Source organism: Streptomyces sp. NBC_01431 (genome assembly GCF_036231355.1).
Classification (GTDB): Bacteria; Actinomycetota; Actinomycetes; order Streptomycetales; family Streptomycetaceae; genus Streptomyces.
The window spans coordinates 5,561,712-5,576,297 of sequence record NZ_CP109496.1 but is presented as its reverse complement, the minus strand read 5'-3'; the positions used below and the strand labels follow the sequence as shown (position 1 = coordinate 5,576,297).

Genomic DNA, 14,586 nt, shown 5'->3' with positions numbered 1-14,586 from the left:
AATCCGCGGTGGCTGCCCTGACGGCGAGGAACATACCCAGATCGAAGGTGTCTGGGTACGTCCACTTGCGCGTCACGGGGGCTTAACCACCCGTCCGCCACCAGATCGAAAGTGACTGGCGCGTAACGAAGGCCCGGACCATCCCTTCACCACTTGAAGGGAAAAGACAAAGGAAGCCCCATATCCCGCTCACCTGAGCATCTCTCTCGACATATGAGTTCACTACTTGAACACAGAAGGGGTGGCACTGAGTGCCACCCCTTTCAGAGGTGCAACCACGCGTAAAGTGCTCATCTGAGCGCAACCCCTATCAGGGGTGGCGAGAATCACGCGGTCAATCCAGCGGAATTCCAGCCTTCGGACGGCCGCGTGGACAGGTCCGGACCGGTCCCGGATCAGCCGCCCGAGGTGTCGAGCTCGGCTTCCATGCTGATCCCGGAGCAGTCATAGGGGTCCTTCAGCCAGCCGTCGGGCAGGACGACCCGGTTGTTTCCGGACGTTCTGCCGCGCGGGCCGTCCGCGCCGTCGGGCCACGGCTGCTCCAGATCCAGCTCGCTCAACTGAGCGCCCAGCTCGTCCAGGGACGAGGTGATCGCCAGGCTCTTGCGCAGCTGCGAGCCGACCGAGAACCCCTTGAGGTACCAGGCCACGTGCTTGCGGAAGTCGATCACACCGCGGGTCTCGTCGCCGATCCACTCGCCGAGCAGCGTCGCGTGCCGCAGCATCACCTCGGACACCGTGCGCAGCGTGGGCCGCGCGAACGAATCCGCGCCCTCGAACGCGGCCACCAGGTCGCCGAACAGCCAGGGCCGCCCCAGGCAGCCACGGCCGACCACCACGCCGTCGCAACCGGTCTCCTTGACCATGCGCAGCGCGTCCTCGGCGGACCAGATGTCGCCGTTGCCGAGCACCGGGATCTCCGGGACGTGCTCCTTGAGGCGCGCGATGGCGTCCCAGTCGGCGGTGCCGCCGTAGTGCTGGGCGGCGGTGCGCCCGTGCAGGGCGATCGCCGTGACGCCCTCCTCGACGGCGATCCGGCCGGCGTCCAGGAAGGTGATGTGGTCGTCGTCGATGCCTTTGCGCATCTTCATGGTGACCGGCAGGTCCCCGGCGCCCGACACCGCCTCGTGCAGGATCGCGCGCAGCAGCGGCCGCTTGTAGGGCAGGGCCGAGCCGCCGCCCTTGCGGGTCACCTTGGGCACCGGGCAACCGAAGTTGAGGTCGATGTGGTCGGCCAGGTCCTCGTCCACGATCATGCGGACGGCCTTGCCGACGGTGACCGGGTCCACACCGTAGAGCTGGATCGAGCGCGGGGTCTCGGTCTTGTCGAAGTGGATGAGCTGCATGGTCTTCTCGTTGCGCTCGACCAGCGCCCGCGTCGTGATCATCTCGCTGACGAACAGTCCCTTGCCGCCGCTGAACTCGCGGCACAGGGTGCGGAACGGAGCGTTGGTGATGCCGGCCATGGGTGCGAGCACCACGGGCGGCTGCACGGTGTACGGGCCGATGGAGAGCGTGGTCATCTGTTCATTGTCGCGCATGCCGACAGTGCCCCCTCGGGGGCTGTGGACAACGGGCGCGCGAAGACCGGTGCCGCGGATACCGGGATCGTCACCACCAGGGCCGCATCGACAGCTGTTCATTAGTTAGGCGTACTATCGAAGCCATGCCCGAGCCGACCCACCGCCGACGGATGCTCATCCTGGCGATCTGCTGCATGAGCCTGCTGATCGTCAGCCTCGACAACACCGTCCTCAACGTTGCCCTCCCCTCCATGCAGAAGGAACTGCACGCCGGCGTCTCCGGCATGCAGTGGACGATCGACGCGTACACCCTCGTCCTCGCCTCGCTCCTGATGCTGTCGGGCTCCACCGCCGACCGGATCGGCCGGCGCAGGGTCTTCAAGGCGGGCCTCGTCCTGTTCACCATCGGCTCCGTACTCTGCTCGCTGGCCCCCAATCTGGACTCCCTGGTGGCCTTCCGGATGGTGCAGGCGGTCGGTGGCTCGATGCTCAACCCGGTGGCCATGTCGATCATCACCAACACCTTCACCGACCCCCGCGAGCGCGCCCGCGCCATCGGCGTCTGGGGCGGTGTCGTCGGCATATCGATGGCCGCGGGCCCGATCGTCGGCGGCGTCCTGGTCGAGTCGGTCGGCTGGCGCTCGATCTTCTGGCTCAACCTGCCGGTCGGCCTGCTCGCCCTCTTCCTGACCTGGCGCTACATCCCCGAGTCGCGCGCGCCCAAGCAGCGCCGCCCGGACCCGGTCGGCCAGCTCCTGGTCATCGCACTGCTCGGCTCACTGACGTACGCGATCATCGAGGCGCCCGGCTCCGGATGGGACTCGCCGCAGATCGTGGTCTTCGTCGTGATCGCGCTGGCCGCGCTCGCGGGGCTCCTGCTGTACGAGCCCCGGCGCACCGAACCCCTCATCGACCTGCGCTTCTTCCGCAGCGCCCCGTTCAGCGGCGCCACCGTCATAGCGGTGTCGGCGTTCGCCGCGCTCAGCGGGTTCCTCTTCCTCAACACCCTGTACCTCCAAAACGCCCGCGGCCTGAGCGCGCTGAACGCCGGGCTCTACATGCTGCCGATGGCCGCGCTCACCTTCGTCTGCGCGCCGCTGTCGGGGCGTCTGGTCGGCAGCCGGGGGCCGCGTCTTTCCCTGCTGATCGCGGGGATCGCGATGGCCACCAGCGGGGTGCTGTTCGCGGCCTTCGACGCGCAGCGCACCACGGCTCTGCTGTTCACCGGGTACGTCCTGTTCGGCCTCGGCTTCGGCATGGTGAACGCGCCCATCACCAACACCGCCGTCTCCGGAATGCCCCGCTCCCAGGCCGGCGTGGCCGCCGCGGTCGCCTCCACCAGCCGCCAGATCGGCCAGACCCTGGGGGTCGCGGTGATCGGCGCGGTGCTCGCGGGCGGCATGGCGGGCGTCGCGTCCGGCGGGTACGCCGACGCCTTCGCCGGGGCGGCCCGGCCCGCCTGGTGGATCATCACGGGCTGCGGTCTGAGCGTGCTGTGCGTGGGCCTCGCGACCAGCGGGCGGTGGGCGCGCGCCTCGGCGCTGCGCGCCGCCGAACGTCATCGGGCCCCGGTCGCTCAGACCCCCGCGGACGCCAACGCCTGACCGGATTCCGCCAACTCCTGGAGTTCTTCCAGGCGTTGGCGGCTCTCCTCGTCCACCGGCACGTAGGTCACAAGGCGCGGACCCGCCGACGGGCCGAGCCACAGATTGCTGTGCTCCACGTACAGCAGGCCGACGTGCGTGTTGCGCAGGTACTTCAGCTTGCCGCTCTGGCCGACCACCTCGTGCCGGGCCCAGATCTCGCGGAACTCCGGCGAGGCGTTCTCAAGCCGGGCCAGCAGCGCCTTCCAGGCCGGCTCGGCGAGGTGCTCGGCCATCGAGGCGCGGAACTTGGCGGCCATCACCCGGTTCGTCTCGGCGACGTCGACGACCGAGCCCCGCCAGTCGTCGTTGGTGAAGGCCAGCCACAGGCAGTTGCGGTCCTCGGGCGGCAGCGCGTCGAGATCGCAGAGCAGCCGCCCGTAGGTCTTGTTGTACGCGAGGATGTCGTACCGGCTGTTCTGGACGCAGGCCGGAATCGGCCCCAGCTGGTCGAGCATCGCGCGCAGCGCCGGGGTCACGCTCGGGCAGGCCGTGTTCGGCGCCGGGTCGAGCGCGCCCGCCAGCGCGAAGAGGTGGCTGCGCTCGCTGGAGTCGAGCAGCAGGGCGCGCGCCAGCGCGTCCAGGACCTGCGGAGAAACCTGGATGTCGCGGGCCTGCTCCAGCCAGGTGTACCAGGTGACACCGACGGCGGAGAGCTGGGCGACCTCCTCGCGGCGCAGGCCCGGGGTGCGCCGGCGCCTGCCGCGTGGGAGGCCGACCTGCTCGGGGGTGATGCGTTCGCGTCGGCTGCGCAGGAATTCCGCCAGCTCATGGCGGCGGACATCGCTCGCCGGGGCCACAGTGGTCATGACTTCAGGGTGCCCCACCGGCGAGGGGTTGTCAGCCGGTTGCCAGGTAGTGGTTCTACCAGGATAAGGAGACTCTGGTACCAGGCTGAGCAGTGGAGGATCGTCTTACCCGTGAGTGAAACAACGGTACGGACGATCTCCCACCCTTCCACAACTTCGGTCCCTGTCACCCAACATGGGGCAGTGATCGGCCCGCTCGGGCTGTTCACGGTACTGCTCGGCGCGGCACTCCCGCTGATCGACTTCTTCATCGTCAATGTCGCGCTGCCCTCGATGGACAGCGACCTCGCGGCGGGCCCGGCCATGCTGGAGCTGGTCGTGGCCGGATACGGCGTCGCCTACGCCGTCCTGCTCGTGCTCGGCGGACGCCTCGGCGACATGGCGGGCCGGCGCCGGCTGTTCCTGATCGGGATGGCGGCCTTCGGCCTCACCTCACTCGCCTGCGGCCTCGCGCCCACCGCCTGGACGCTGGTCGGGGCGCGGGTGGCACAGGGTGCCGCGGCCGCACTGATGATGCCGCAGGTGCTCGCCACCATCCAGGCCACCACCCAGGGCCCGCGCCGGGCCAGGGCGATGAGCCTGTACGGGGCGACCGCGGGCCTGTCCATGGTGGCCGGCCAGATACTCGGCGGCGTACTGGTCGCGGCCGATGTGGCCGGCTCCGGCTGGCGCTCGGTGTTCCTGGTGAACGTGCCGGTCGCCGTCCTCGGCCTGTTCCTCACGGCCCGTACGGTTCCGGAGACCCGCTCGGAACGCCCGGCCGGCATCGACGTGCCCGGCACGCTGCTCCTCGCGGTCTCCCTCGTCTCGCTGCTGCTTCCGCTGACCGAGGGGCGGGCGGCGGGCTGGCCGCTGTGGACCTGGGTCTCGCTTGCCGTGTTCCCCTTCGCGGCTGTCGCATTCTTCATGGTGGAGCGGGGTGCGGACCGGCGCGGGCAGACTCCGCTGGTGCCGCCGAGCCTGCTCGAACTGCATTCGCTGCGGCGCGGTCTGGTCCTGGTGCTGCCGTTCTCGATCGGCTTCAGCGGCTTCATGTTCGTGATCGCCGTGGTGTTGCAGCAGGGCCTGCGGATGGGGCCGGTGGCCGCCGGTCTCGCCCTGGTGCCGATGGCGCTCGCCTTCTTCGCCGCCTCGCTCGCCGGGCCCCGGCTCATCGGCCGGTTCGGCACCCGGATCGTGACGGCGGGCGGGGTGCTCCAGGCGGTGGGCGTGGCCCTCATCGCGCTCACGGTGTGGCGCGACTGGTCGGGCCTGACGATCACCGAACTCGCCCCCGGCGTCGCCATCGCCGGACTGGGCCAGGGTCTCCAACTGCCGGTCCTCATCCGGCTGATGCTCTCCGACGTACCGGCCGACCGGGCCGGGGTGGGCAGCGGAGTGGTGGTCACCACCCAGCAGTCGGCGCTCGCCCTCGGCGTCGCCACCCTCGGCAGTCTCTTCCTGGCCCTCGCACCAACGATGGGCATGCGCGACGCGCTCGTCATCACGCTCCTCGTGCAGCTCGGCATGATCGCGCTGACGGCTCTGCTGAGCCTGCGGCTGCCGCGTGTCATGCGGTGAGAGCCCGCGCTTCGGCGCCCCGCCCGGGGAGGGTGAGCGGTACGGCGAAGGGCCCGGACCAGGTGCCAGTGGCACGGTCCGGGCCCTTCGCCGTCTTCGGATCAGCTCTCGCTCGACTCCGCCGTGGGGTTGGCGCGCTCGCGCATCTTGCGCAGCAGCTCCTCCTTCTTGTCCACGGCCGCCTTCCGGTCGACCGCGCTCCCCTGGACCGAGCCCTGGTCTCCGTTGCGAGACACCTTCTTTCGCTGTCCACCGACACCGAGCAGGTTGTTCCTCTTAGCCATGGGGCGACGGTACCCGGAGAAAGGAGGGTGCTCGTACCAATTTTCCCGGTGCCGACGAGGCCGACGTCATGCCCGACACCATGACACCGAGACAGATGACAATTAACAGATGACAGATATTGAAATCTGTCATCTGTCATGTCATGGTGATGGAGTCACACCCCACTCCAAGGAGCCCTCATGCGAACCCGCACCCTCGGCACCACCGGCCCCCGCACCTCCGCACTCGGACTCGGCTGCATGGGCATGTCCGCGCTGTACGGAACGGCGGACCGCGGCGAGTCCATCGCCACGATCCATGCCGCGCTCGACGCCGGCGTCACACTTCTCGACACCGGCGACTTCTACGCGATGGGCCACAACGAGATGCTGATCGGCGAAGCGCTGCGCAGCGCCCCCGCCGCGGCCCGCGAGCGGGCGCTGACCAGCGTCAAGTTCGGTGCCCTGCGCGACCCGGAGGGCGGCTGGTCCGGGTACGACGGCCGGCCGGCCGCGGTCAAGAACTTCGCCGCGTACTCCCTCCAGCGCCTCGGCGTCGACCACATCGACGTCTACCGGATCGCCCGGGTCGACGAGAACGTGCCGATCGAGGAGACCGTCGGCGCCATCGCCGAGCTGGTCGAAGCCGGCCACGTACGCCACGTCGGGCTCTCCGAGGTCGGCGCGGCCACCCTGCGCCGGGCCGCCGCGGTGACCCCGATCTCGGACCTCCAGATCGAGTACTCGCTGATCTCGCGCGGCATCGAGGACGAGATCCTGCCGACCGCCCGCGAGCTCGGCATCGGTGTCACCGCGTACGGGGTCCTCTCGCGCGGTCTCATCAGCGGGCACTTCTCGCCGGACCGGCAGCTGGCCGCGGGCGACTTCCGCGGCATGAGCCCGCGCTTCCAGGGCGAGAACCTCCGGCACAACCTCGGTCTGGTCGAGGCGCTGCGGAAGATCGCCGAGCAGAAGGGCGTCTCGGTCGCGCAGATCGCCATCGCCTGGGTGCTCTCGCGCGGTGAGGACATCGTGCCGCTGGTCGGCGCGCGCCGCCGGGACCGGCTGACCGAGGCGCTCGGCGCGCTGGACGTGGACCTCAGCGCCGACGACCTCGCTGCGATCGAGGCCGCGGTGCCGGCCGGCGCGGCCGCGGGCGACCGCTACCCCGCGGCCCAGATGGCCCACCTGGACAGCGAGCACTGAGCCCACGGGCATGGGCCGCTTACGGCCTCGTTCTGCCTGGCCGGACAGTTGTCCACGGGCCCGGCCGGCCGTCCTGAGGGGCAGGTAACGTCATGGCCATGAGTACGGAACCACTGACCGCCGAGCGCATCCTGGTCGCGACCGAGGAGGTGCTGCGCCGCCACGGACCGGCGAAGGCCACGGTCGTCGACGTCGCGCGCCAGCTCGGCGTGAGCCACGGCAGTGTCTACCGCCACTTCCGTACGAAGGCCGCGCTGCGCGAGGCGGTGACCGAGCGGTGGCTGAACCGTTCGACGGACCTGCTGCGCGCCATCGCGACCCGCGAGGACCTGGCGTCGGCCGATGTGCTGCACCTGTGGCTGAGCGAGCTGTTCCAGGCCAAGCTGCACAAGGCGGGCGACGATCCGGAGCTGTTCCAGACGTACGAGGTATTGCTGCGGGAGAACAGCCGGGTCGTGGAGGAGCACATCGCGGAGCTGGTGGACCAGCTCCGCGAGATCATCCAACTCGGCGTCTCCCGGGGCGAGTTCACCATCCCGTACGAGTCGCCCGCCGTCTCGGCGCGGGCCGTGTTCGACGCCACCGGCCGCTTCCACGACCCGGTGTACGCGGCGGAGTGGTCGCGCCCGTCCATCGGGGAGGAGTTCGGGGCGGTGGTGGATCTGCTGTTGCGGGGGTTGAAGAGGTGAGCGCCCCGCACGATGTCACGGACCCGCCCCTCTTGCCCCGCCCAGCCGGCCCCCGGGTCACCAGCCCGGGTAGCCGACCGTCACCGATCCGGAGCCGCTGCTGACGTCGAGGACCCGGTCCGAGTTGTCGTCGGTCAGTTCCTGCTGGATGCTGCGACCCCCCGATCCCGATCCCCCCTCGACCCGGTAGCGGGTTGGCCCCGGCACGGTGAGCGAGACGGCGCCCGATCCGGCCAAGGCCTTCACGCGGTGCGGCGGAACGGTGAAGTCGGCGTCGACGGTACCGGATCCCGCCCTCAAGTCGGCTTCGGATGAGGCGAGTTGAGCGGCTTCGAGTTCACCGGAGCCGACCGAGGCCTTGACCGTGCCCTTGAGTCCGCGCACCTTGATGCGGCCGGAGCCGCCCTTGATGTCGACCGGTCCGGCCAGGTCGCGGACCTTGATCTCGCCGGAGCCGCCGACCACCTTCAGGCGGACCCCGGCGGGGACGGTCAGGTTGAGCTCGATCGAGCAGTTCTGGAGGTAGGTGTCCACGAAACCGTTGCACCGGGTGTGCACCTTGAGGGTGTCGCCGTCCCACTGCCGCTCGACCTTGGGGCGCTTCATCGACCAGGTGAGCCGACCACCCATCGCCACCTCGTTGTCTGCGCCGGGGGTGACGGTGATCTGGGCGGACCCGGCGTCCACCTCGACGGCGGAGACCGGATGGCGCACGTGGTTGCCGGGACTCTCGTACTCTTCGGTCCGGCTGAGGGCGTCGGCCAGGACCGAGCCCCCGAAGGGCGCCACGACGAACAACGCGGCGAAGATCGCCGTGATGGTCCAGGCCGCGCGGTGGCGGGGGCGCTCGGCGGTCCCCCTCGGCCCGGCCGCCCCGCGCTGCTCGGTCGCGGTCACGACGGTCCGCCGTCCAGGAAGCGCAGGACGGCGAGGACCCGGCGGTGGTCGCCGTCGGCGACCGGCAGGTCCAGCTTGGCGAAGATGTTGTTGATGTGCTTGGCCACCGCGCTCTCGCTGACGACGAGTTCGGCGGCGATCCCGGCGTTGGAGCGGCCTTCGGCCATCAACGCGAGGACTTCGCGTTCGCGCGGGGTGAGGCGTTCCAGCGGGTCGGGACCGCCGCCGCGGCGAAGCAGCAGCTGGGCGACGACCTGCGGGTCCAGCGCGGTGCCGCCGGCCGCGACGCGCTTGAGGGCGTCCACGAACTCCTCGACGTCGGCGACCCGTTGCTTCAGCAGGTAGCCGATGCCGCCGGTCTGGGTGGCGAGCAGATCCGCCGCGTACCGCTCCTCGACGTACTGCGAGAGCAGCAACACCGCGGTCCCCGGCCATTGCTGACGAATCATCAGGGCGGCGCGGACGCCCTCGTCCGTGAAGCCCGGCGGCATCCGGACGTCGACGAGCGCCAGTGTGGGCCGGTGTTCCTCGACGGCCGTGAGCAGGCTCTCGGCGTCCCCGGCCTCGGCGGCGACCTCGAACCCGGCCATTTCCAGGACCTTGACGAGTCCTATCCGCAACAGCACCGAATCCTCGGCGATCACAGCCCGCACGGCAGCTCCACAGTGATGACGGTCGGGCCCCCGAGGGGGCTGTTGATCCTGATGGTTCCGTCGACCGACCCTACGCGCTTGCGCAGACCGAGCAGTCCGGTGCCGGCCGCCGGGTCGGCGCCGCCCACCCCGTTGTCGCTGACGGTGATCGTCAGGAGTTCGGCGCGGCGGCGGACCTGGACGGAACAGCGCGTCGCACGGGCGTGCTTGGCGACGTTGGCGAGGGTTTCGGAGACGACGAAGTAGGCGACGGCCTCGACGGTGGGCGAGGGCCGTTGGGCCAGCGCCACCGTGAGTTCGACGGGGAAGGGGGCGCGGGCCGCGATGCCGGAGATCGCGGCGTCAAGGCCGCGGTCCTCCAGGACGGCCGGGTGCAGCCCGCGTACCAGGTTGCTGAGTTCCTCGATGGCTTCCTTCGCCTCGCGGTGCGCCTCGTCGATGACGGCCCGTGCTTCGGGCGGCAGATCGGTGAGGGTGGCGCGGGCGATGCCGAGGTTCATGGCGAGGGAGACCAGGCGCTGCTGGGCGCCGTCGTGCAGGTCCCGCTCGATGCGGCGCCGCTCCAGGTCGGCGGCGTCCAGGATGTCGGCCCGGCTCTCGGCGAGGTCCTCGACCCGGCGTTCCAGTTCCTTGGCCCGGTTGGGGCCGAGCAGGACGGTGGCGGCGCGGGCGTCAAGCCCCGCGACGAGGGCCGCGAACCAGGGCATGGCGATCAGCAGCAGGACGCCGCACACCGTCATCACGTCGAAGGCCTTGGTCCAGCCCATGGGCCGGTACTCCTCGGGCAGCGCCCACACCCAGGAGTAGAAGAGGGCCAGGACGGCCCCGGCGACCCAGCCGAGCACGACCAGGGCGCCGCCGACCGCGGCGAGCGGGGAGATCACCAGGTGGTAGCCGTACTGCCGCCAGGTCGACTCGGCGCGCAGTCTCGCGACCAACCCGCGCCAGCGGTACCAGCGTTCGGCCCACTGGATCTGCGGGATGTCATGGCCGGTGAGCGACCAGAAGCGGCTGCGCTGGAGCGCGGTGAGCAGCGGGCACAGCACAAGCACGAAGGCCAGCATCCTGAAGATGTGCTTGGGGTTGGAGAACGTGTAGGCGAGAGCGAGCGCGCTGGGCACCGACAGGGGTACGGCGGCCACCACGAGGGTGGTGTTGCGCCAGGCCCACGCCGACCACGGTGCGTGCGCGGCGGTCCAGTGGTACGCGCGCCGCAGCGGCCCGGGAGTTGCCATGTGCACAGCGTAGTTGGGCTGGTCGGAGCGCTGCCATCACCCTGCTGCCCGGCCGGGGGTATAGCCAGCACCACCCCCGGTTCGGACAGCCGCGTTACTGACCTCGGCCGCTGTTGAGGCGAGTCTTGTTGCTGTGCTCGGACGGATGGACCGCCGGGCCGGAAGGAGCCCGCCGCCATGACTCTGGTCGCCCCGCAGATCCGTACGTCCCGTACCGTCGCGGGCACTTGGGGAGTGCTGCGGCGCCGGCCGCGCCTCGCGACGGTCCTCACCGGTGCCGGGGTGGCGCTGGTGCCGTGGATGGTGGTGCTCGCCAAGACGATGCCGCAGACCACCGAGGTCTCCAACTGGTCGACGGCGTGGATCGGTCTGGACGCGCTGCTCGCGGTGGGCCTGACCGGCACGGGTGTGCTGCTGCGGAGGAACGACCCGCGGGTCGCGCAGGTCGCCGCGGCGACGGCGGCGCTCCTGGTGATGGACGCCTGGTTCGACGTGACGACGGCGGCCCCGGGCAGCGAGCTGGCCACCGCCCTCACCCTGGCGCTGGCGGCGGAGCTGCCGATGGCGGCGCTCTGTGCGGCGGTTGCCCTGCGCAAGCCGTAACTCCCTTACCAGGCACGGCAGAAGCCCCGGGCTCCTGAAGGACCCGGGGCTTCGCGATGCCGCAAGAAGGGGCGCGGGCAACTGCGCGACCAGCCACGACCCGCCCGCAGACGAACGAACATCACGGGGGTCCGGGGGCAAAGCCTCCGGAGGTGAACCCCCTTAGCAGCCGAGCAGCCTGCTGCCGAGGTACTGCTGGATCTGGTCCAGGGACACCCGCTCCTGGGCCATCGTGTCCCGCTCGCGCACGGTCACCGCGTTGTCGTCGAGCGTGTCGAAGTCGACGGTCACACAGAACGGCGTACCGATCTCGTCCTGGCGACGGTAGCGGCGACCGATCGCGCCCGCGTCGTCGAACTCGATGTTCCAGTTCTGCCGCAGGTCGGCCGCGAGGCCCTTGGCCTTCGGCGAGAGCTGCGGGTTGCGGGACAGCGGCAGGACGGCGACCTTGACGGGAGCCAGGCGCGGGTCGAGGCGCATCACGGCGCGCTTCTCCATGACGCCCTTGGCGTTGGGGGCCTCGTCCTCGCTGTACGCGTCGAGCAGGAACGCCAGCATCGCGCGGCCGACACCGGCTGCGGGCTCGATGACGTACGGCGTCCAGCGCTCGCCGGCCTCCTGGTCGAAGTAGGAGAGGTCGTGGCCGGAGGCCTTGGAGTGCGCGTTCAGGTCGTAGTCGGTCCGGTTGGCCACGCCCTCCAGCTCGCCCCACTCGCTGCCGCCGAAGCTGAAGCGGTACTCGATGTCGGCGGTGCGCTTGGAGTAGTGCGAGAGCTTCTCCGCCGGGTGCTCGTACCAGCGCATGTTCTCTTCACGCAGGCCGAGGCCCGTGTACCAGTTCCAGCGCTGCTCCATCCAGTATTCCTGCCACTGCTCGTCCTCGCCGGGCTTGACGAAGAACTCCATCTCCATCTGCTCGAACTCGCGGGTGCGGAAGATGAAGTTGCCCGGCGTGATCTCGTTGCGGAAGGACTTGCCCATCTGCGCGATGCCGAACGGCGGCTTCTTGCGGGAAGTCTGCTGAACCTGGCCGAAGTTGGTGAAGATGCCCTGCGCGGTCTCGGGGCGCAGGTAGGCGACCGAGCCGGTGTCCTGGGTCGGGCCGAGGTGGGTGGAGAGCAGGCCCGAGAAGCTCTTGGGCTCGGTGAAGGTGCCCTTGTTGCCGCAGTTGGGGCAGTTGAGGTCGGCGAGGCCGTTCTCGGGGGCCTTGCCGTGCTTCTCCTCGTACGCCTCTTCCAGGTGGTCCGCGCGGAAGCGCTTGTGGCAGGAGGTGCACTCGGTGAGCGGGTCGGTGAAGGTGGCGACGTGGCCGGAGGCCTCCCAGACCTCGGAGGCCAGGATCACCGACGAGTCGATGCCGACGACGTCCTCGCGCGAGGTGACCATGTAGCGCCACCACTGGCGCTTCAGGTTCTCCTTCAGCTCGACACCCAGCGGCCCGTAGTCCCAGGCGGCCTTCTGGCCTCCGTAGATCTCACTGCACGGGTAGACGAAGCCACGGCGCTTGCTCAGGTTGACGATGGTGTCGATCTTGTCGGCGGCCACGGTGCTCTCTTCATTACGACGACGAACAGGGGGACTAAGCGGTAACGGCGAAGGTCTCAGATTAGCGGCGGCCGCACCCCCTCTATCAAATCGGATACCGCGCGAGGCCCGTCGACGGGGCTCCGGTCCCGATTATTGACAACCGTTTCCATCTTTGATGAAAATGGATGTCATGAACATACGACGCCTCATACCGGCGGTCGCGCTCCCCTGCGCCGTCCTCCTCGGCCTCACCGCCCTCACGGCGTGCGGCTCGGGCGCCGCGGCGGGCAAGAAGAACGGCGACGGCAAGCTGGACGTGGTGGCGTCGTTCTACCCGATGCAGTTCCTGGCTGAGCAGATCGGCGGGAGCCACGTCTCGGTCTCCAACCTGACGAAGCCGGGTGTGGAGCCGCACGACCTGGAGATCAGCGCCAAGCAGACCGCGCAGCTCAACGACGCCGACGCCGTCGTCTACCTCAAGGGGCTCCAGCCCGCGGTCGACGCGGCCGTCAAGCAGGCCGACCTCAAGACGAAGATCGACGTGTCCGCGCTCACGACGATGGAGCGGCACGGCAACGAAGTGGGCGGGCACGCCGCCGCACACGACCACACCACCGGCGATGAGAGCCACGACGGCCACAGCCACGCGAGGCCCGGCGACGACCCGCACATCTGGCTGGACCCGGTGAAGTACGCAGAGGTCGCCAAGGGCGTCGGCGCGGCCCTGGCGAAGGCCGACCCGGCCCACGCGGCGGACTACAAGAAGAACACCGACGCCGTGGTGACCAAGCTCGGCGGCCTCGACAAGGAGTACGCCGACGCCCTGAAGAACAAGGCCCTGAAGTCGCGGGTCTTCATCACCACCCACGCCGCCTTCGGCTACCTCGCCGAGCGCTACGGGCTGACCGAGGAGGCCATCAACGGCCTCGACCCCGAGTCCGAGCCGAGCCCGGCCCGGATCAAGGACCTCCAGAAGATGGCGAAGGCCGACGGCGTCTCGACCGTCTTCTACGAAACGCTGGTCAGCGACAAGACCGCCAAGACCCTGGCGTCGGACGCCGCCCTCAGGACTGATGTGCTCGACCCCCTTGAGGGCATCACCGACAAGTCGAAGGGCACCGACTACTTCTCGGTGATGCGGTCCAACCTCACGGCCCTCACGACGGCACTCGGCACCAAGTGACCATCCGCCCTTCCGCATTGGAGGCACCTGTCATGGAGCCCGTCATATCGCTCACCAAGGTGACGGCCGAGCTCGGCTCGCGCCCGGTCCTGCGCGGCATCGACCTGGCCGTCCACCGCGGCGAGGTCGTCGCACTGCTCGGCGCGAACGGCTCGGGCAAGTCCACCGCGATACGGACGATCATCGGGCAGGTGCCGGTCAGCGGCGGCTCGGTGGAGATCTTCGGAACCCCGCGGCGCCGCTTTCGCGACTGGGGGCGGGTCGGCTACGTACCGCAGCGCACCACCGCCGCGGGCGGGGTGCCCGCCACGATCCGCGAGGTCGTCTCCTCCGGGCGCCTGTCGCGGACCCGCTTCGGAATTCTGCGCAGGACCGACCGCGAGGCCGTCGACCGGGCGATCGCCGCGGTAGGCCTGGCCGACCGGGTGAAGGACTCCGTGGACGCCCTATCGGGCGGCCAGCACCAACGCGTCCTGATAGCACGGGCGTTGGCGGCCGAGCCGGAGCTCCTGATCATGGACGAGCCGATGGCGGGCGTCGACATCGAGAGCCAGGAGATCCTCGCGGCCACCCTGCGCGAACAGGTCGCCGCGGGTGCGTCCGTCCTGCTCGTCCTGCACGAACTGGGCCCCCTTGAGCCGCTGATCGACCGGGCGGTGGTGCTGCGCGACGGTTGTGTCGCGCACGACGGACCGCCGCCGAAGGCCGTGGGACAGCACGCTCTGCCCGGCCACGACCACGTACATCCGCACACGGCCGCCGAGCCGGTACGCACGGGACTGCTGAGCTGATCAT

General features: G+C 69.9%; 14 protein-coding genes. 7 read left to right on the top strand and 7 right to left on the bottom strand.

Annotated features, from left to right (window positions below; all coding sequences use genetic code 11):
- Positions 1–395: 395 nt before the first annotated feature.
- A complete protein-coding gene (gene dusB, locus OG522_RS25470; RefSeq protein WP_382799415.1) occupies positions 396–1,541 on the bottom strand; it encodes a tRNA dihydrouridine synthase DusB in 1,146 nt (381 codons plus the stop codon).
- Between the two features lie 125 nt (positions 1,542–1,666).
- Between dusB and OG522_RS25465 the strand changes: the two genes are divergently transcribed.
- Complete coding sequence (locus OG522_RS25465; RefSeq protein WP_329465317.1) at positions 1,667–3,127, top strand: MFS transporter; 1,461 nt, start codon at positions 1,667–1,669, stop codon at positions 3,125–3,127.
- Here OG522_RS25465 and OG522_RS25460 read toward each other — a convergent pair.
- Positions 3,100–3,975, bottom strand: coding sequence for an MmyB family transcriptional regulator (locus tag OG522_RS25460; protein WP_329465316.1), 876 nt, complete (start codon positions 3,973–3,975; stop codon positions 3,100–3,102). The genes OG522_RS25465 and OG522_RS25460 overlap by 28 nt on opposite strands.
- A 183-nt stretch (positions 3,976–4,158) precedes the next feature.
- On the opposite strand from OG522_RS25460, the gene OG522_RS25455 reads away from it, so the two are divergent.
- The gene (locus OG522_RS25455) at positions 4,159–5,535 is read left to right on the top strand and encodes an MFS transporter (protein ID WP_329465315.1); all 1,377 of its coding nucleotides are present in this window, start codon (positions 4,159–4,161) and stop codon (positions 5,533–5,535) included.
- Between the two features lie 101 nt (positions 5,536–5,636).
- Here OG522_RS25455 and OG522_RS25450 read toward each other — a convergent pair whose 3' ends face one another.
- Positions 5,637–5,819 (bottom strand): DUF6243 family protein, encoded by a 183-nt coding sequence (locus OG522_RS25450; protein WP_329465314.1) that lies wholly within the window; start codon positions 5,817–5,819, stop codon positions 5,637–5,639.
- A gap of 180 nt (positions 5,820–5,999) precedes the next feature.
- Between OG522_RS25450 and OG522_RS25445 the strand changes: the two genes are divergently transcribed.
- Positions 6,000–7,004, top strand: coding sequence for an aldo/keto reductase (locus OG522_RS25445; RefSeq protein ID WP_329465313.1), 1,005 nt, complete (start codon positions 6,000–6,002; stop codon positions 7,002–7,004).
- 92 nt (positions 7,005–7,096) lie between these two features.
- Positions 7,097–7,693 (top strand): TetR/AcrR family transcriptional regulator, encoded by a 597-nt coding sequence (locus OG522_RS25440; protein ID WP_329465312.1) that lies wholly within the window; start codon positions 7,097–7,099, stop codon positions 7,691–7,693.
- A 57-nt stretch (positions 7,694–7,750) separates the two neighbouring features.
- Here OG522_RS25440 and OG522_RS25435 read toward each other — a convergent pair whose 3' ends face one another.
- The 3 genes from OG522_RS25435 to OG522_RS25425 are packed head-to-tail and all read right to left on the bottom strand — an operon-like array spanning position 7,751 to position 10,478.
- The gene (locus OG522_RS25435) at positions 7,751–8,590 is read right to left on the bottom strand and encodes a DUF4097 family beta strand repeat-containing protein (protein ID WP_329465311.1); all 840 of its coding nucleotides are present in this window, start codon (positions 8,588–8,590) and stop codon (positions 7,751–7,753) included.
- On the bottom strand, positions 8,587–9,243 hold the full coding sequence (locus OG522_RS25430; RefSeq protein ID WP_329465310.1) for a response regulator transcription factor: 657 nt from the start codon (positions 9,241–9,243) through the stop codon (positions 8,587–8,589). Before OG522_RS25430 ends, OG522_RS25435 begins: the two co-directional genes overlap by 4 nt.
- Positions 9,231–10,478, bottom strand: a complete 1,248-nt coding sequence (locus tag OG522_RS25425; RefSeq protein WP_329465309.1) for a sensor histidine kinase — start codon at positions 10,476–10,478, stop codon at positions 9,231–9,233. Before OG522_RS25425 ends, OG522_RS25430 begins: the two co-directional genes overlap by 13 nt.
- A gap of 177 nt (positions 10,479–10,655) precedes the next feature.
- Between OG522_RS25425 and OG522_RS25420 the strand changes: the two genes are divergently transcribed.
- Positions 10,656–11,081, top strand: coding sequence for a hypothetical protein (locus OG522_RS25420; RefSeq protein ID WP_329465308.1), 426 nt, complete (start codon positions 10,656–10,658; stop codon positions 11,079–11,081).
- Between the two features lie 162 nt (positions 11,082–11,243).
- Here the strand turns inward: OG522_RS25420 and OG522_RS25415 are convergent, their stop codons facing one another.
- On the bottom strand, positions 11,244–12,626 hold the full coding sequence (locus OG522_RS25415; RefSeq protein WP_329465307.1) for a glycine--tRNA ligase: 1,383 nt from the start codon (positions 12,624–12,626) through the stop codon (positions 11,244–11,246).
- A gap of 172 nt (positions 12,627–12,798) precedes the next feature.
- Between OG522_RS25415 and OG522_RS25410 the strand changes: the two genes are divergently transcribed.
- Positions 12,799–13,791 (top strand): metal ABC transporter substrate-binding protein, encoded by a 993-nt coding sequence (locus OG522_RS25410; protein ID WP_329465306.1) that lies wholly within the window; start codon positions 12,799–12,801, stop codon positions 13,789–13,791.
- A 32-nt stretch (positions 13,792–13,823) separates the two neighbouring features.
- Positions 13,824–14,582, top strand: a complete 759-nt coding sequence (locus OG522_RS25405; RefSeq protein ID WP_329465305.1) for a metal ABC transporter ATP-binding protein — start codon at positions 13,824–13,826, stop codon at positions 14,580–14,582.
- Positions 14,583–14,586: the final 4 nt, after the last annotated feature.

Bases quoted from the DNA above. Each gene is read 5' to 3' on its own strand.
- dusB (WP_382799415.1), bottom strand. From the start codon at position 1,541: ATGCGCGACAATGAACAGATGACCACGCTCTCCATCGGCCCGTACACC.
- OG522_RS25465 (WP_329465317.1), top strand. From the start codon at position 1,667: ATGCCCGAGCCGACCCACCGCCGACGGATGCTCATCCTGGCGATCTGC.
- OG522_RS25460 (WP_329465316.1), bottom strand. From the start codon at position 3,975: ATGACCACTGTGGCCCCGGCGAGCGATGTCCGCCGCCATGAGCTGGCG.
- OG522_RS25450 (WP_329465314.1), bottom strand. From the start codon at position 5,819: ATGGCTAAGAGGAACAACCTGCTCGGTGTCGGTGGACAGCGAAAGAAG.
- OG522_RS25445 (WP_329465313.1), top strand. From the start codon at position 6,000: ATGCGAACCCGCACCCTCGGCACCACCGGCCCCCGCACCTCCGCACTC.
- OG522_RS25440 (WP_329465312.1), top strand. From the start codon at position 7,097: ATGGCCATGAGTACGGAACCACTGACCGCCGAGCGCATCCTGGTCGCG.
- OG522_RS25425 (WP_329465309.1), bottom strand. From the start codon at position 10,478: ATGGCAACTCCCGGGCCGCTGCGGCGCGCGTACCACTGGACCGCCGCG.
- OG522_RS25420 (WP_329465308.1), top strand. From the start codon at position 10,656: ATGACTCTGGTCGCCCCGCAGATCCGTACGTCCCGTACCGTCGCGGGC.
- OG522_RS25410 (WP_329465306.1), top strand. From the start codon at position 12,799: ATGAACATACGACGCCTCATACCGGCGGTCGCGCTCCCCTGCGCCGTC.
- OG522_RS25405 (WP_329465305.1), top strand. From the start codon at position 13,824: ATGGAGCCCGTCATATCGCTCACCAAGGTGACGGCCGAGCTCGGCTCG.